Here is an 18,414-nt window from a genome sequence, read left to right on the forward strand (position 1 = left end):
TAATATCAAGTAGTCATTTTCTCTTTGTAATCTTCCAAATGATGGTTCCGTTCGATGCTTCGGTTTTCTTTGGAACTGTGGCAAACGCCTCTAATTGGGCATCCATCACAGTTTTTAGCCTGATAATGGGAGAGCTTTTGAGGATAACCGGTCTTGGTTTTGCGCGTGCTTTCGTGCGTTTTTTCCATCTTTTGTCCCATCGGACAAACGTAAAAATCGTCTTCCCCGTTGTAATGCAGATTTTCTTTGCTGAAAATCTTGTGTTTCGCCTGATAACGGGCATTCTGCTCTTTGTCGAAAGTATTGTATTTTACAAATGGAATGATGTTTTTTTGTTCCAATAATTCATAATTTTCCTCGCTTCCGTAGCCCGCATCGGCAGTGAGTTCTTCCAATTCTTCGAGTTTTTTTTTACCAAACAATTTCTCAAAATTCTCCAAATGACGCTTCAGGGTATTGAAGTCGTTGGTCTCTTGATGGATCGTGTAATTTACAATAAACTGATTCTCGGTAGAAATCTGTGCATTATAGGCCGGTTTGAGCTGTCCGTTTTGCATATGGTCATCCTTTAGCCTCATAAAAGTGGCGTCTTCATCCGTCTTGCTGTAGGAATTCCTCTCTGCCAAAATAGCCTCCTGAGCTTCGTATTTATCGAGGTTTTTCTCAAAATTATTTTTAATGTAATTCAGCTTGGCTTTAGCTTTTTTGTCGGAATCAGTTTTACCGTTGCCGCCTTTTAATTTGGCATTGATATTTTCTACCGTTTGCTGAATTTTTTCTTTGCTGATTTCTTTAAATTCCGGCGGTTCAGGGTCTTTGTCCTCTTCCCTTGCCACGCTTTGGGCATATTTCCAAAGATCTTCCAATTGGCGGAGCATCTTTTCTTTGTTGGTTTTAATGGCATTGGCCCACACAAAAGTGTAGCGGTTTGACTGGGCTTCGATTTTCGTTCCGTCCACAAAAACCTGTTTCAAACTTACCAAACCTTCTTCGGCAAGAAGCAAAACTACTTGCGAGAAAATATCTTTGAAAGCCGCTTCAAGCTTGTGAGCCCGAAATCTGTTCACGGTATTATGATCCACGATGCTCATATTGGAGAGCCACATAAAGTTGATATTTTCGCGAAGTGCTTTTTCGATTTTCCGGGAGGAATAAATGTTGTTCAAATAGGCAAAAACCATCACCTTGAGCATCATCACGGGATGATAGCTGGGATTTCCCTCTTTGCTGTAGGCTTTTAGCAGCGGGTCTATATTGATCCTCTCCAAAATATCATTGACAATCCGAACAGGATGATTATCGGGAATCAACTCCTCAAAACTATACGGAAACAACACCGTCTGATTTTGGTTGTAATACTTGAAATTCATAGACAAATATCTGATTATCAGATATAAATATAAAAAAATAACAATTATAACCAAAAAAAATCCGCCTCAGTTGTGAGACGGATTCTTTCTTTTTGGTTCATGATTTGATTATTCGTAAACATCAATCCAAAAAAAATATTGTTATGATACCAAAACCAATGCTGACACTCTCGCAAGTGATGGAAAAGCTGAGAGAAAAAGGAATTACGGATGAAATAAGGATGACGGATGACAAAAAATTCGTTATTTCTGGAACCGAAAAATCCTACCGCTCTGAAGATCTAAAAATCCTGAGAACCTACCGATTCGAAGGTGCAAGTGACCCTGCAGATAATATGGCCTTATACCTTGTGGAAGATTTATATGGAAACAAAGCTATGATTATCGATTCCTATGGTGCGAGCAGTAATTATGATGGGCGTGAGTTTGATGAGTTTATCAAATCCTTGCCTACTGAAGAAAAAGAAGAGTATGATTTTTAGAATGACAACAAGACAAATAATAAGCTCAAGATTTCTATAATCCTGAGCTTTTTTGTTGCCTGAAAAACATCTTTTATTTTACAGTTTTAGAAATATTCTCCTTGGCTTTTTTAATTTTTGTTTTTGTTTCTTTCACAGTTTTTTTAACCTCTTCCACATTCTTTTTCACTTTATCAACATTAATACTGACCAAAGTCTTTTTTAAACCGTCTTCTATGCCTTTCCAAAATAGGTTAAAGAACGATCTTTCCTTGTTTCTTTCCACATATACATCAACAGATTCCGGAAATTGTTTTGAATCTTTTCTTACAATCAGATTAACAACTGCTGACAAAAACTTTTTCTTCTCCTTGGTTTTTTGATCCAACACATTCACTTTTAGATCTTTGTGAGCGATTCGGAATTTTCCGTTCATAATATCGTTATTCCCTTTAAAATCAAAATTAAGACTGGTGATTAATCCTGTTGCCGTAATATTCATATAAGGTTTGATAAAAGGATTGATTTCATGAGCCGGGAGATTATTGATGTAACCTGAAAAGGTAAACTGATCTCGCAAATTGGCAGTGTCGAAATTCCAATTCACCTTCATGGGTGATACCTCCATAAATTGACAGTTGATAGCAATCGGAACCTTTGTGTCGGCTCCTTTTTTCTTATTAGAGTTGAGATTTTTGACATTCATATTAAAATTAGAAAAGATAACTTTTCCTGGTCCGTTTGCGTCTGGCTTGTCTTCTTCGTACACCAATCTAGAGTTGATAAGATTAAGATTATCAACCAACAAAGGGAATTTAATATTTCTAAGCAATTTAGAATAAAGCAATTTTTCTTTCGGATTGTCCTTCGGAATTTTGCTTCGGAAAATGTTCGCATCTACCTCATTGAGCTTTATATTTTTAATGTGAATGTCTGGTTGGTCTTGGTCATAGCTCCATTTCAAACCAAGAAACTGAATCCTGCTAGCAGAGATATCAAACAAATCGTTTTCCATCGGAATCATCTTTACAAATTCTGCTCTAGAATATTTTGGATTCAAGTTAAAAACCTTACAATCAATATTTTGTGGAGTCATGCCAAAGCTTGACAAATCAATCGTATAATATTTTCCTGCATCATAAAAAAGCTGATTTCCGGTCAGTTTATAATCCTGATAAGAAAACGGTATTTTATTTTTTGACGTTTCGGAATCCATCAGAAAATTTCTGACATTAGCGTTAAACTTAGCAATAGAAAAAGAGCGTGCTCCAGTAGCTTTCAAAATAGATAATTTTCCATCAATAATATCAACATTCTGGAAATCAAGATCAAATTCAGCTTTCTTTTTATTGGTTTTAATCACTTTGCTATCTCTGTTATGAATAACAAACTCGGGGCTTTGCAGTATTGCATTTTTCAGACTGAGTTTTGTTTTGCTGAATATAAGCTTTTCAAAAACTAGCTGCTTGCTTTTGATCTGGAAAAGGCTTTTTTGGCTTTTGAAGTTTTTTTCCCAATTTTTGAAATCAAGTAAAGATTTTAAGACAAAGTCAGATACATCCAGTTTTCCGTCCTTTGTTTTAATAGATGTTGCGGTAACTGAATAAACTTTTCCAAGCCGGACAAAGAAATTTTTTGCAGTAATTTCATAACTGTCTAAGGCAAAAGGCAACTCATCCTGATTTTCATTAAGGCTCAGATTTTTAATATTAAGATTGAGATCTTTAGCGGAAAACAACTGGCTTTGATCCGACTTTTTTATCTCTAGATTGCCATTATCTATCTCAATATTTTTTATTGTAAAGGGAAGCGGCTCTTTTTTGGAAGAATTATTTTTTTGTTCCGCTAGTCTGAAAGTAATGTTAGGTCTAATAAGCTTTACAGAACTAGCTTCTAACCTTTTATTTTTAAGAAATTCTATAACGCCTAATCTGCTGATATTGATACCACCCAGCGAGCCATGCAACATTGCAACTTGAGTATTATTCGGCTGTTTTGTTCTTATTATGATATCATCTGCAGCTATATTTCCGCTCAAGATTTCAACATTCAAAGATTTATAGGTAATCTGATAAGGTGTTTTGTTTTTAAGATAGTCCGGAAGTTTATACTTCAGCCAAAGACTTAGACCGATATTGGCAACTAGAGTTAATGCTAAAAGACTTCCTAATACAATGAGCGAAATTTTTAGAGTTTTTTTCATCTGTTTATTAATTATTTACTGACTACTAAAAACCGTTCCAATTTTACACTACCAATTCTGCCACATAACCTTCGTGGCCACGTACATTGATAAAATCCCCGCCTTCAAAATAGAGATATTGCCCTTTGATTCCTTTAAGAACTCCATTGAACTCTGGTTTTTTATCTAATGTAAATACGTTGATTTTCTCAGGCTTTTCATAAGGAAAATCCAATCTTACCACATTATCTTCGGTTACTGCAAACTTCTTGAAATCATTAGGAAAATATTCGGCAACTTTATTTCGAAAATCAATCAAATCAAGTGTATCTTCATAATCATCCAGAAGCATTTTCTTTGGATTGGTTTTATCAGCAATATGTTTTTTCAGCTCTAGTTCTATCATTCCTGCTTCGTAACGGTTTTCTGTAACCGCTATTGGCAAAGCGAAAGTTGCACCTTGGTCGATCCATCTTGTTGGGATTTGAGATTCTCTTGTCACGCCAACCTTCACATCACCCGTGTAAGCAAGATAAACAATATGTGGAACCAGCTGAATTTCTTTTTCCACATCCAAATCTCTTTCGGCAATACCAAGATGGGCGGTAGATAATTCCGGGCGGATAATGGTATCACTAGCATAGGGACTTTCGAAAAAACATTTTTTGCAAAATCCCATTCTGTAGATCTTCTCATCATTACCACAGTTCACACATTGATAGCCAATATGCTTTATATAGATGTTTTTTCCAAAAAGCTGATTCATATTAATGAGATCATTTTTAAGGTTCAGGTAATATTGGATCGGTTTTCCGTTTTGGGAAATCATTTTTAGGATCTGTCCGGAGAATTGCATCTGTTTCTTAATTTCAAAGTTTAAAAATAGGCATTTTCAATCAAATACTTTTTATGACGAATCTATATGCGATTATAAAAATAATTATTCACGACACATTTCAAAATCAAAAGAATCTCCTAATAAGGGATTTTATTTTGTTTAATTCTTATCTTCGCATCAAAACAATAAATTATGAACTATCTGATAACTGGGGGAAGCGGATTTATCGGTTCACATCTGGTAGAAAACCTGTTGAAAAGTGGACATTCTGTCATTAACATTGACAATTTTGATGATTTTTATGATTACAGGATAAAAATCAGAAACACATTAGATTCCACAGGACATACTTCATCTTTTAAGTTCACGAATAAAGTAGATGATATTAACGTAGTAATAAACACCTCAAAATCTGAAAATTACAAACTCTACTATCAAGACATAAGAGACAAGGACGGGCTCAAAACCATATTTAAAAATCACAAAATTGACTTTATTATTCACCTTGCAGCTCTTGCCGGTGTGCGTCCATCTATAGAGAATCCTTTGGATTATGAAGCGGTTAATATCCGCGGCACCCAAAACCTTTGGGAACTTTGTAAAGAATTCGGTATTCATAAATTTATTTACGCATCATCATCAAGTGTTTACGGAAATAGTGATAAAGTTCCTTTTTCGGAAACGGATAATGTGGACAGACCTATCTCACCTTACGCTGCGACTAAAAAAGCAGGCGAATTATTAGGTCACGTTTACCATCATCTTTATAATATCGATATGATACATCTTCGGTTTTTTACGGTTTACGGACCAAGACAAAGACCAGACCTTGCCATTCATAAGTTTACAAAATTAATCCTTGATGATGATGAAATTCCTTTTTACGGAAACGGATCTACAGCCCGAGATTATACATATATTGATGATATTATAGATGGTATTCTGAAATCTGTACTCTATCTGGAAAGCCGTGCAAAAGTGTTTGAAATAATTAATCTGGGCGAAAATGAAGTGGTAACCTTGTCAGAAATGCTATCAGAATTAGAAAAAGCCTTGGGCAAATCTGCCAATAAAAAAATGTTGCCGATGCAGGCAGGTGACGTCCTGAAAACCAACGCGGATATCACAAAAGCCAAAACACTCATTGGATACGAACCAACTACAAACTTCCAAAATGGCATAAAAAAATTTGTGGAATGGTTTTTGGGAAACCGCATAAATAATAGCTGATGTCAGATAGATTTAGAATAAATCGAAACGATTATTAAATATTATTGAAAATCAGCAGAAATATATACAAAATATAACCTAATTTTTTACTTTTGCAAAAATTTAAATTATGTATTGGACATTAGAATTAGCATCATATCTAAGTGACGCACCTTGGCCGATGACCAAGGCAGAATTAATCGATTACGCAATCAGAACAGGAGCACCTATGGAAGTGGTGGAAAACCTGCAGGCCATAGAGGACGAGGGAGAGATCTACGATTCCATAGAAGAAGTATGGTCAGACTATCCAACGGACGAAGATTTCCTTTGGAACGAAGACGAATATTAATATAGCACTTGGCTAATGGCTTCGTGCTATTGGCTTTTTATAAATACAATTATTAATGCGATTAGCCGCACGCTAATTGCCAAAAGCTGAATAAATGAGTTTTTTAAATACAGTTCTTAAAAGTTTTTTGGGAGACAAAAATGCAAAAGATTTAAAAGAAGTAAAAAAAGTTGTCGCAAAAATTAAAGCAGCAGAACCAAACATCCAGACATTGACAGATGATGGATTGCGAGAAAAAACAGCAGAATTCAAAGAAAAAATCAAATCTGCCGCTGCTAAATTCACTTCCCAAATTGACGAAATAAAAGAGCAGATTAAAAACTCGACCAACGTAGATGAAAAAGAAGCTCTTTTTGGCAAAATAGAATCTCTGAAAAAAGATTCTTACCAAGTGGAGGAAAAAGTTCTTAATGAGATCCTTCCGGAGGCATTTGCTTTGGTCAAGGAAACTTCCAGACGTCTTGCTCAACACGGCGAAATCCGTGTAACTGCTACAGACAGAGATAGAGAACTTGCTTCGTACAAAGACTTTGTTTCGATAGAAGGGGAAACTGCTGTCTGGAAAAACAGCTGGGATGCAGCCGGAACGCCGGTGGTTTGGGATATGGTTCACTATGATACACAGTTTATAGGTGGTGCCGTTCTACACTCAGGAAAAATTGCCGAGATGGCAACCGGTGAAGGTAAAACCCTGGTAGGTACCCTTCCGATTTATCTGAACGCGCTTCCTGGGCGTGGTGTACACGTAGTAACCGTGAACGATTATTTGGCCAAACGTGACTCGGCGTGGATGGGTCCTTTGTACGAGTTCCATGGATTGACCATAGATTGTATTGATAATCACCAGCCAAACTCAGATGCCAGAAGGAAAGCCTATCAGGCAAGTATTACCTACGGAACCAATAACGAATTTGGTTTTGATTACCTGAGAGATAATATGGTAACCAATCCAACCGAACTTGTTCAGGGTGAATTGAATTTTGCCATTGTGGATGAAGTGGATTCTGTATTAATTGATGACGCTAGAACGCCATTGATTATTTCCGGACCTGTTCCGCAAGGTGACAGACAGGAGTTTGATGTTCTGAAACCTTCCATCGACAGAATTGTTGAAGTTCAGAAAAAAACGGTTTCTGCAATTTTCAACGAAGCTAAAAAACTCATTGCCAACGGTAACACTAAAGAAGGTGGATTCAAATTGCTTCAGGCTTACAGAGGTCTGCCAAAAAATAGACAATTGATTAAGTTCTTGTCAGAAAGCGGAAATCGTGCATTGCTACAAAAAGTTGAAGGTCAATATATGGCGGACAATAACCGTGATATGCCTATCGTGGATAAAGATCTTTACTTTGTTATTGATGAGAAGAACAATCAAATCGATTTAACTGACAAAGGTGTAGAATATATGTCAGCAGGAAACGAGGATAATCAATTCTTCGTTCTTCCAGACATTGCTACAGAAATTGCAGAACTTGAAAAGAAAAATCTTTCTAAAGAAGAAGAGTTTGCAGCGAAAGAAGAACTTTACAGAGATTTCGCAGTAAAATCCGAGCGTGTTCATACGATGAATCAGTTGCTAAAGGCTTATACATTATTCGAAAAAGATGATGAATATGTGGTAATTGATGGTGAAGTAAAAATCGTTGATGAGCAAACAGGTCGTATCATGGAAGGACGTCGTTATTCAGACGGACTTCATCAGGCAATTGAAGCCAAGGAAAATGTAAAGATCGAAGCAGCAACTCAGACCTTCGCTACGATTACTTTGCAGAATTATTTCCGTATGTATAACAAACTGGCCGGTATGACCGGAACGGCGGAAACCGAAGCAGGAGAATTCTGGCAGATTTACAAATTGGATGTTGTGGTAATCCCTACCAACAGACCAATCCAGAGGGATGACAGACAAGATTTGGTTTACAAAACCAATCGTGAAAAATACAATGCAGTAATTGAAGAAATCGAGAAACTTACCGCAGCAGGAAGACCTGTTTTGGTTGGTACCACCTCAGTGGAGATTTCTCAGTTGCTTTCAAGAGCTTTACAGTTAAGAAAAATTCAGCACCAGGTTCTGAATGCGAAACTTCACAAGAAAGAAGCGGAGATTGTAGCCGGAGCAGGTGGACCAGGCGTTGTGACGATTGCAACCAACATGGCAGGTAGAGGTACCGATATCAAGCTAAAACCGGAAGTGAAAGAAGCAGGTGGACTGGCCATCATTGGTACGGAAAGACATGATTCCCGCCGTGTGGACAGACAGCTAAGAGGTAGGGCTGGCCGACAAGGAGATCCGGGAAGTTCTCAGTTTTATGTTTCCTTGGAAGATAATCTGATGCGTCTTTTCGGTTCCGAGAGAATCGCTAAGATGATGGACAGAATGGGTCATAAAGAAGGTGAAGTGATTCAGCATTCTATGATTTCTAAGTCTATCGAGAGAGCTCAGAAAAAAGTTGAAGAAAACAACTTTGGTGTCAGAAAAAGACTGTTGGAGTATGATGATGTCATGAATAAGCAGCGTGATGTGATCTATAAAAGAAGAAAGAACGCCTTGTTTGGGGATCACCTGAAGTATGACATCGTGAATATGATTTACGACACCGCGGCATCTATTGTAACACAGACCAAAGCTACAGGAAATTATAAAGATTTCGAATTTGAGATCATCAAGCATTTCACAATGGACGCGCCTGTAACTGAAGCAGAATTTGCAAGCACGCAGATTCCTGCACTAACAGATATCGTATTTAAAAAAGCGAAAGAAGATTATGATCTGCGATTAAACCTTTTGAAAGAAAAAGCGTATCCAATCATCGAGAATGTGTATCTAAACCAAGGTTCCATGTTCAAAATGATACAAGTTCCTTTCACAGATGGAACTAAAACAATGACCATTGTTACAGATTTAAAAGAAGCTTACGAAACCAAATGCGAATCATTGATTACAGATTTTGAAAAGAATATTTCATTGGCAATCATTGATGAAAACTGGAAAACACACCTAAGAGAAATGGATGACCTAAGACGTTCTTCACAAGGTGCTGTTTATGAGCAAAAAGACCCTTTGGTGATTTACAAACAAGAGTCTTTCTACCTGTTTAGTGAAATGGTAGATCAGGTGAATAAAGAAATTGTTTCTTTCTTATACAAAGGCGAGATCCCTGCATAACCATTATTAGCAAAATAATAATTCATAATCCTGTTGAGAAATCAGCAGGATTTTTTATTGAAAACTAACCCAGTTTACTTTATAATCTGATATGCCTTCCATTTAAATTGCTATTTAGAATGATTCTTGATAAAATGACAAAAATCAGATTTTGAGTTAATTTAGAATAATTAAAAATAATATATTTGCATAAAATTAAATATATGAAGCGAATTATTCTGAGTGTTTTGATATTATCATCAGCAATACTCTTTGCGCAGGAAAAAGACTCCATCAAATCCAATAATATTGAAGAAGTTGTTGTAAATGGGAAATATTACAAAAAATATGTGGAGAAGGAAGGTTCATCTTCCTTGAGATTAGATGAGGAATTGATCAAAATCCCGCAAAATGTTTCTATTATAACAAACAGAGCATTGGAGGATCAGCAGGTTACAACCTTAAGCGATGGTGTTTTAAGAAATGTGGCAGGAGCACAGAGGCTGGAACATTGGGGAGATATGTATACAAGGGTTAATATGAGAGGTTCAAGGGCTGCTGCATTCCTTAATGGCGTGAATGTAACTTCCAACTGGGGTCCCCTAAGCGAAGATATGTCTTTTGTAGATCATATAGAATTTATAAAAGGTCCGTCTGGATTTCTGATGTCAAACGGCGAACCAAGCGGAATTTACAATATCGTTACCAAAAAACCGACAGGAAAAACGCTGAATGGAACAGCAAGAATAACTTTAGGAAGTTACAACATGTATCGTGGCGAGACAGATATTGACACAAAAATTACGGATAAAGTCGCTTTTAGATTAAACCTTATGGCTCAAAACAAAAACAGCTTTAGAGACTATGAGTTTAATAACAGATACATTATCAATCCCTCTCTTAAAGTAATGCTTTCCGACAGAACCACCTTGACCGCAGAATATATCTATCAAAAAGCAAAAATGTCTGAAGTAGGCTCGGCTTATGTATTCAGCTATGACGGTTATGCTACGAGACCACAGAGTTATACACACACAGACCCTGGAATTGCTCCGACTAATGTTAATAATAATACCGTCAATGTAAACCTGCAACACCAATTCAATGACAACTGGAAACTGACAACACAGCTTACCTATGTCAATGAATATACAATGGGAAGTAATATATGGCCAAGTATGTTTGTCGGAAACTATATGATACGCCAGTTAGGTTATTGGGAGGCAGACAATACTATGAAATTCGGACAAGCATTCCTGAACGGTCTCATAAAAACCGGTAATGTGAATCATAAAATACTAGCCGGATTGGATCTTGGAAGCAAAAAATACCTTGCGGACTGGAGCCAAGGATACAACCTGGATAAATTCAATGCGAATGGGGATTATAGAGAACCTACAGCTACTGATGCAGGAAATACCATTCCAGATTACAGCTATTGGTATAATCTGAATACTCAAAACTATGACAGTAATGGAAATATTGCCTATTTCGGTCCAAACAATAGTACTGCCTTCGTAGCCTTTGACGGAACAAAACCTCTTTCTGCTAGATCAAGCAAGATCGATCAAAACTATACAGGATTTTACATTCAGGATGAGTTGGGTTTTTTTGACGATAAACTCAGACTTACACTAGCCGCTCGCTACACCAGCGTAACAGAAAATAATTACGGAACAAAATCTGAGGCAGATAAAATAACACCACGTGTGGGCATTAGTTACTCAATAGATCAAAACCTAGCTGTATACGGCTTGTTCGATCAGGCATTTGTACCACAAGCCGCTATCTTTAGAAATGGTGATCTGGCTAAACCGATAACGGGAAACAATTTTGAGCTTGGAGTAAAAAAAGATTGGTTTGGAGGAAAATGGAATACAACACTAGCTGCATACAATATTATAAAAAACAATGCGACTGTTTCCGATCCTAACAATTCAGCAGGTGAACAATTCTCCATTCTGCTCGGTAAAACAAGAGTACAAGGTATAGAATTCGATCTGAAAGGTGAGATTACCAGAGGCTTCAACGCTATTTTTAATTATGCCTTTACAGAAAATAAAGTGACAGAATCCAACGAACCCATCAGTAACCCTGTAGGTATGAAAGTTCCAGGATACGCTAAACATACTGCTAACGGGTGGTTAAATTATACCTTTATCAATGGAGTGTTAGAAGGTTTTGGACTATCTTTCGGAGGAACTTATTTAGCAGACAGAAGCACTTGGTCTTGGGCGAACAACGGCACTCAAAAAAATATGGGTGATTATGTTAAATTCGATGCCGGATTATCTTGGGAAAATACTTCATTCAGAGTTGGCCTTAATGTTTTCAATGTCTTTAACAGGTATCTGTACTCTGGTGCTGCTTACGGTGCATATTATTACTATCAGGCCGAAGCTCCACGAAATTTCAGACTATCTGTAGGCTACAAATTCTAAAGACCGATAAATGATCAAAAAACACCATCATAAAAAGAAACCAGGATTTTTCAAAAAATGGTCGGCCAAACTACATCTGTGGTTTGGCTTGTCCATTGGTTTGCTGATATTCATTATTTCCATTACCGGTGCGCTTTACGTATTTAAGGATGAGGTGGAGAACTTTACAAGAAAAGAATACATCTATCACAATGAGAAAAACATTGACCAGAAACAAATCCTTCCCATCCGCCAGATAGAAAAACTGGTCAATGAGCAGACCAAGGAAAAATATCCCATTCACTGGGTCAATATTCCGATTGATAGTAAAATGTCTTATCAGTTTTACTGGTATGAGCACAAACCGGATGAATGGAATTATTTTGACGAGTTTCCGATTTACAAGTTGGCTTACGTCAATCCATACACGGGAAAGGTTCTGCAGGTTTATGATGAAAAGAATGGATTCTTCGCCATTGTCAAATCTATTCACTGGAGTTTCTTTCTGAAGCAGGATTGGGGAACTTACGTGGTAGGAATCCCTGTTATCATTTTCCTAATAATGCTGCTTACTGGCATCGTTCTTTGGTGGCCGAAAAATAAATCCGCTAGAAAACAGCGCTTCAGATTTCAATGGAAAGATACCACACAATGGAAGCGTAAAAACTACGACCTACATAATATTTTCGGATTTTATTCTTCAATCTTTGCTTTGATCCTGACTATCACCGGCCTGTTTTATGCATTTTTTGTGGTGCAGGCATCAATCTATTATATTTTTTCCGGTGGAGAAACGGCTTATCCAGATTTTTCAAAAATTACTACCAAGGCACCTATTGAGATGAGAAATGAAGGAACACTTGATAAAATTTCGGACAAAGTAAAAGAGCTTTATCCCCACGCATATGCCTTTAGTCTGGACTTGGGACATCCGCACCTTGATGACCACGAGCATCCGAACTTTGAAGTCTATGTAAAGCACCTCTCCTATTCTTATCATAAAAGCAGCAGCCTTATTTTTGATGAGAATTCCGGAGAATTGTTGCACAGACACGATCCTGAAGACAAAAATTTTGGCGAAAAAACAGTTGCAGCCAATTATGACATCCACGTTGGGGCGATTTTAGGACTGCCTACAAAGATCGTAGCGTTTATTGTTAGTGTAATTATTGCATCAATGCCAGTTACCGGATTTTTGATCTGGTACGGAAGACGAAAAAAGAATAATAATTTTCATAAAAATTTAAAATAGATTAATTAATCCGGGGAACATTCTCGGATTTTTTTTTACTTTTATACTTAGAAATTATAAATTCAAAATGTCATTAATAGATCTGTCAAAGCAAGTAGCTTTAGGAATTGATATCGGTGGGACAAATACGAAATTCGGATTGGTAAATCACAGAGGTGAGATTCTTGCAAAAGGAAGCATTAAAACTGATGAGTATGAAAAAGTTGAAGATTTTATCGACGCTTTATACCAAAATATCAATCCGCTAATAGAAAAGTATTCTCCTAATAAAAACTTAGACGGCATTGGCGTAGGTGCACCCAATGCCAATTATTACAGAGGAACTATAGAACAGGCACCTAACCTGAGGTGGAAAGGTGTAGTTCCCTTTGCAGAACTGATGACAAAAAAATTCGGCTTTTCTTGCAGAATGACCAATGATGCAAATGCTGCTGCATTGGGCGAGATGATGTTTGGAGCAGCGAGAGGAATGAAGGATTTTATAATGATTACACTAGGAACAGGTGTCGGCAGCGGCATTATTGCTGGTGGAAGTCTCATCTACGGACACGACGGTTTTGCTGGAGAACTAGGCCATACCATCGTGAAGCCAGGCGGAAGAAAACATTGGAGCACCGGTTCCGAAGGCAGTCTAGAAGCTTATGCATCGGCAACCGGAATTTCTATTACTGCAAAAAAGTTCCGGGCAGAGTTTCCTGATTCTATGCTGAATCAATACCGAGAAGAAGAAATCAACTCAAAAACAGTTTACGAATGTGCGCAAAAGGGTGATCCGACCGCCATTGAAGTGTTCCGATACACTGGTCAGAAACTGGGCGAGGCGCTTGCAAACTTTGTGATGTTTTCTTCACCTGAAGCCATTTTACTATTCGGCGGTGTTATCAAAGCCGGCGATTATCTTCTGAAACCTACAAAATTACATATGGAAAGAAATCTGCTGCCGATTTTCCGAGGCAAAGTAAAACTTGTTTTCAGCGAACTGGAAGAGGCAGATGCAGCCATCCTTGGCGCTAGTGCGCTGGTATGGGAAAATAATAAATAATTGATATTAAAAATCCTTTGATTTTTTCTGACTATAGGAATAAATTTTGCTATGGATGTTTCGAAAAGTCAAAGGATTTTTTTTCTTAACATGACACGTTATTTATTTATTATACTATGCTTTTTCCTTATCAATTGTAACGGACAGGAAAAACAATCAAAACCCTTAACAAACCAAAAAATGGATAAGAACAATTTAGAATATGCCACTTTGGCAGGCGGATGTTTCTGGTGTGTGGAAAGTTGTTTTCATATGCTGAAAGGTGTAGATTCTGTAGTCTCTGGATATTCCGGCGGTCACAAAGACAATCCTACTTATGAAGAAGTTTGTACAGGAACAACAGGACATGCAGAAGTGGTCCAAATCGCATTCGACCCAAAAATTATTTCTTTTAAGCAATTGCTGGAAGTGTTTTGGTTTCTTCATAACCCAACCACGCTTAACAGACAAGGCGAAGATATAGGAACACAATACCGCTCAGCCATTTTTTACCATTCTGAAAACCAAAAGCTAGAAGCTGAAGAATCTATGGAGGCATCTGAAGCCAAGCAGGAATGGAACGGGAAATATGTGACGGAAATCGTACCTTTTAAAAAATTCTGGGCAGCAGAAACCTACCACCAAGGTTATTACAATGCTAATCCAACTCAGCCCTATTGTAGCGCTGTTGTAGGACCAAAGATTCAGAAGTTTAAAAAGCATTTTGGCGAACTGGGATGGCTAAACGAAAAAGCGGGGAATTAATCTCCGCTTTTTTATTATTTCCAAGTGTGATTTTTGATATCATCCCATCGATTTTCTTATCATCATCAACATTTTAAACCTAACGAAAATTTCTTCCTGACACTATCTTTTTATCGCACATTACCATCTTGCAAAAACAATAGTTTTTTACCTTGACTTAGGCTTTTAATTTAATCTTAGTTCACAAACGGTTTTATGACGCTGGTTTTATCCCGTTCAATTTTATATCCAAGATTGTAAGTAATTCCAACACCTAATGTTTGCTTTCTCTGGAGCTTCTGAATCTGGTCATGGTCATACATCATCTCTATAGTGACTACAGTTGTGATATATTTATTGAATTTAAGATTTAGACTACCCGTGTAGTTGATATCCACACGTTCGGAATGTTGGAGATAATTACTAAAGAAATTCACCGAATTGACATAGGTTGCATCTTTAAAAAGTTTGATTTTGTATAGAATATTAAGCATAGTACCTACCTCAGCCCGCAGACTTTGACCGTCTTTTTCAAGACCATAATTTCCCGCAAATTGCAGTTTTTTATCCAGTACAAAAGTAAATTTTCCGTTAATAGGTCTCAGAATAATCTGCAAATTGTCGTTAGGATTATAGGAAAGACCAATACCAAGGTTCAGATAACCGGGTGCCATAAATTTCGAGATCCTATCATTAAAAACTGGATCCGGCGTGTTGGAATAATTATATCCGGCAGTAAACTGAGATAAAAACTGAAATCCTGTTGATAGATAATAGTGCTGCGCAAGTTCATAGCCATAATTGGTCATTAGATTGATATAATCATCTGTTTTTCTGGTAGATTGCCCCGTGGATGAGACAAAGCCGTAGCCCAGCTGAATGTTATTATCCAGATAGTGCCTGTTTTTTTTATATACAATGTTATAATTAACCTTACCGATGACACCAATGTTATTATTCCCCCCGGCGTACCAATTAGCAAAAGAGGATTGATTAAATACAAGACTGTTTTGTCCGAAAATAAACCAACGTTTCAGTGTAGGCAATGTAAGGATTGAAGAAGGCGTAAGCGGACTTGCATCATTAGAGTTTGGAATAATGATCACATTATTCGTAATTTTAACAGAATCTTTTTTGATAGATCTGATATCTACAATTTTGGGATTCGCCAGACTATCGAGTTCTACTGATGTAGAATCCCACTTCTTTTGGGCTATAGAATCAATTATTTTCTGATAATCAACAACCTGAGCTTGCATAAAACATCCCAAAAACATAATTACAAATACCAATACCTTTCTCATTAATTCCAAATTTTAAGCAAAAATAATAAATCTAATTGTTCCAAAAATCTGACTTTATAACCAAATTCTCATCTTCTAAAGTATTTTTACAGACAAAATTACCTTTCATCAGAATTGGCTGTAAAATTGTCAAAGGTTTATCAATGCTTTTCAAATCTATCAATCTAAGATCATTATTAGTCCCTTTTACTATGCTGGGGATGATGTGGAGTTTTTTCATCCTTCAGAATCTAGGATTTTTTGAGGGTTGCAACGGTGCTATTATTCCGCTTTTACCACAAGGGTTGAAGGGTGTTTTGTTCGCTCCACTTCTACACGGCAATTTGGATCATATTATAGGAAACTCTCTTCCTATTGCTGTTTTGTTATTTTTACTTTTCGAGTTTTACCCCAAAATAGCATTTCGGATTTTCCTTATCGGCTGGATTGCTTCAGGATTATTGGTTTGGATGCTCCCTCCCATTGATCTCGTTACTGGAAAATGGAATTATAACTGCATCATTGGCGCAAGCGGATTGGTTTATATGCTAGCGTTTTTTATTTTTTTCAGTGGTATTTTCCGCTGGAATATGAAACTGCTCACCATATCATTGTTAGTGGCATTGTACTATGGGAGCTTGATCTGGGGGATTTTTCCGGAAGAGTTTTTTACACAGCTGGAAGAACCAAGTAAGATCAGCTGGCAGTCGCACCTTGCTGGCAGTATTACAGGAATTATTCTTGCTGTACTTTTCAGAAAAATAGGCGAAGAGAAAAAAAGAAAATTTATTTGGGAATTTCCTAATTATTACAACGAGCGTGATGACAAGATGTGGCAGGAATATATTGCCAATCATCCGGAAGATTTTGATGAATTACCTCAGCTTAAGCAGGAAAATATCTGGGAATATCTGGATGAAATTCGGAAAAGAGAAAAATAGTTTTTATCTTCGTAGGTATACACAAATGAAATATGTTTCCGGAAGAATACCTTTATATCCTTGCACTCAGACAATGTAAAAACATTGGCAATACCAACTTGAGAAAACTTATCCAGATAAAAGGTTCTGCAAAAGCAGTCTGGGAAACTCCGAAAAAAAATCTGCTATCAATTTCAGGTATTGGGACAAAGATTACACAGGACATCGGCAAGAAAGAATTTCTTTTAAAAGCTGAAAAGGAACTTAAATTCTGCGACCAAAAATCCATCAGTATTGTTTCTCATAATGATTCATCTTATCCAAAACATCTTTCAAATTGTGATGATGCACCTGCTATTCTATTTTACAAAGGAAAATTAATATATAATCTCAATCCACTCAGCATTGTAGGTACCAGAAAGCTCACATCATACGGTAAACAGTTCATCCAAGAACTGCTGACTGGACTATCTGGAACAAACATTTGTACTGTAAGTGGATTAGCTTTGGGCGCAGATACTTGTGTACACGAAGAGTCTCTTCATAATCATATTCCTACATTAGCTGTGATGGCACAAAGTCTTGACAAAATCTATCCCGCTTCCAACAAGAACCTTTCAAATAGGATATTGGAAAATGATGGTGCACTGATTTCTGAATATTGCACTTTTGACAATATAAGCAGAGAGAATTTTTTACAACGGAACAGAATTATTGCAGGATTATCCCAGCATCTTATTGTTGTCGAAACTGCATTTGGCGGCGGCTCTGTAACTACGGTAAGCTATGCCAATTCGTATAACAGAGATGTATTTGCATTACCAGGAAAAATTACAGATCAGTATAGCCAGGGATGTAATCAGCTCATTGCTGAGAATAAAGCAGAATCTATTGTCAATATCAAGTCATTGATTGACAATCTAAATCTTTCTGTCCAGCCAGAGTTATTTCCAGAGAAGATGCCCATTGCAAAACTGAATCCCAAGAGAAAAGAACACCAGCAGATTTTAGATATTCTGGATCATCAGAAAGCACTTTCGCTGGACGAAATAGCAGATAGAACTAAAATCCAACATCATAAGCTCTTACCTATTCTTTTGGATTTGGAACTTTATGGCCACATCAAATGTCTTTCCGGCAGGCAATATCTCCCTAACTACTAGAATCCGCTTTCCGAAAACTTGAAACAATGTAACATTAGATTCAAAATTTCTTAA

The 18,414-nt window shown here is 37.0% G+C and carries 14 protein-coding genes; 10 read left to right on the top strand and 4 right to left on the bottom strand.

Annotated features, from left to right (window positions below):
- Positions 1-5: 5 nt before the first annotated feature.
- Positions 6-1,370 carry an IS1182 family transposase gene (locus EGH73_RS13415; RefSeq protein WP_123282273.1) on the bottom strand — a complete coding sequence of 455 codons (1,365 nt, stop codon included), beginning with the start codon at positions 1,368-1,370 and terminating at the stop codon, positions 6-8.
- 143 nt (positions 1,371-1,513) lie between these two features.
- Here EGH73_RS13415 and EGH73_RS13420 point away from each other — a divergent pair, with 143 nt between their 5' ends.
- Complete coding sequence (locus tag EGH73_RS13420; protein WP_123282286.1) at positions 1,514-1,852, top strand: hypothetical protein; 339 nt, start codon at positions 1,514-1,516, stop codon at positions 1,850-1,852.
- A 73-nt stretch (positions 1,853-1,925) separates the two neighbouring features.
- On the opposite strand, the gene EGH73_RS13425 is transcribed toward EGH73_RS13420, so the two are convergent.
- Together EGH73_RS13425 and EGH73_RS13430 are read right to left on the bottom strand one after the other, a co-directional pair.
- Positions 1,926-4,034: an AsmA family protein gene (locus EGH73_RS13425; protein WP_123282274.1), complete on the bottom strand. Its 2,109-nt coding sequence runs from the start codon at positions 4,032-4,034 to the stop codon at positions 1,926-1,928.
- 43 nt (positions 4,035-4,077) lie between these two features.
- On the bottom strand, positions 4,078-4,869 hold the full coding sequence (locus EGH73_RS13430; RefSeq protein WP_123282275.1) for a DUF2797 domain-containing protein: 792 nt from the start codon (positions 4,867-4,869) through the stop codon (positions 4,078-4,080).
- A 174-nt stretch (positions 4,870-5,043) separates the two neighbouring features.
- Here EGH73_RS13430 and EGH73_RS13435 point away from each other — a divergent pair, with 174 nt between their 5' ends.
- From EGH73_RS13435 to msrA, 7 genes are all read left to right on the top strand, one after another.
- The gene (locus tag EGH73_RS13435) at positions 5,044-6,081 is read left to right on the top strand and encodes a GDP-mannose 4,6-dehydratase (protein ID WP_089769584.1); all 1,038 of its coding nucleotides are present in this window, start codon (positions 5,044-5,046) and stop codon (positions 6,079-6,081) included.
- Between the two features lie 109 nt (positions 6,082-6,190).
- The gene (locus tag EGH73_RS13440) at positions 6,191-6,412 is read left to right on the top strand and encodes a DUF2795 domain-containing protein (protein ID WP_072997379.1); all 222 of its coding nucleotides are present in this window, start codon (positions 6,191-6,193) and stop codon (positions 6,410-6,412) included.
- A gap of 94 nt (positions 6,413-6,506) precedes the next feature.
- On the top strand, positions 6,507-9,578 hold the full coding sequence (gene secA, locus EGH73_RS13445) for a preprotein translocase subunit SecA (protein WP_123282276.1): 3,072 nt from the start codon (positions 6,507-6,509) through the stop codon (positions 9,576-9,578).
- 203 nt (positions 9,579-9,781) lie between these two features.
- On the top strand, positions 9,782-11,998 hold the full coding sequence (locus tag EGH73_RS13450; protein WP_123282277.1) for a TonB-dependent siderophore receptor: 2,217 nt from the start codon (positions 9,782-9,784) through the stop codon (positions 11,996-11,998).
- Between the two features lie 10 nt (positions 11,999-12,008).
- Positions 12,009-13,229 carry a PepSY-associated TM helix domain-containing protein gene (locus EGH73_RS13455; RefSeq protein ID WP_184808114.1) on the top strand — a complete coding sequence of 407 codons (1,221 nt, stop codon included), beginning with the start codon at positions 12,009-12,011 and terminating at the stop codon, positions 13,227-13,229.
- 67 nt (positions 13,230-13,296) lie between these two features.
- Positions 13,297-14,271: an ROK family protein gene (locus tag EGH73_RS13460; RefSeq protein WP_123282278.1), complete on the top strand. Its 975-nt coding sequence runs from the start codon at positions 13,297-13,299 to the stop codon at positions 14,269-14,271.
- A 180-nt stretch (positions 14,272-14,451) separates the two neighbouring features.
- The gene (msrA, locus tag EGH73_RS13465; RefSeq protein WP_376751257.1) at positions 14,452-15,015 is read left to right on the top strand and encodes a peptide-methionine (S)-S-oxide reductase MsrA; all 564 of its coding nucleotides are present in this window, start codon (positions 14,452-14,454) and stop codon (positions 15,013-15,015) included.
- A 176-nt stretch (positions 15,016-15,191) separates the two neighbouring features.
- Here msrA and EGH73_RS13470 read toward each other — a convergent pair whose 3' ends face one another.
- Complete coding sequence (locus tag EGH73_RS13470) at positions 15,192-16,298, bottom strand: DUF3078 domain-containing protein (protein ID WP_123282279.1); 1,107 nt, start codon at positions 16,296-16,298, stop codon at positions 15,192-15,194.
- Between the two features lie 143 nt (positions 16,299-16,441).
- Here EGH73_RS13470 and EGH73_RS13475 point away from each other — a divergent pair, with 143 nt between their 5' ends.
- Positions 16,442-17,218 carry a rhomboid family intramembrane serine protease gene (locus tag EGH73_RS13475; RefSeq protein ID WP_123282288.1) on the top strand — a complete coding sequence of 259 codons (777 nt, stop codon included), beginning with the start codon at positions 16,442-16,444 and terminating at the stop codon, positions 17,216-17,218.
- 32 nt (positions 17,219-17,250) lie between these two features.
- Entirely contained in the window at positions 17,251-18,360 is a 1,110-nt protein-coding gene (dprA, locus tag EGH73_RS13480; RefSeq protein WP_123282280.1) for a DNA-processing protein DprA, read from the top strand.
- Positions 18,361-18,414 lie beyond the last annotated feature (54 nt).

This window comes from Epilithonimonas hominis (assembly GCF_003730015.1).
Classification (GTDB): domain Bacteria; phylum Bacteroidota; class Bacteroidia; order Flavobacteriales; family Weeksellaceae; genus Epilithonimonas; species Epilithonimonas hominis.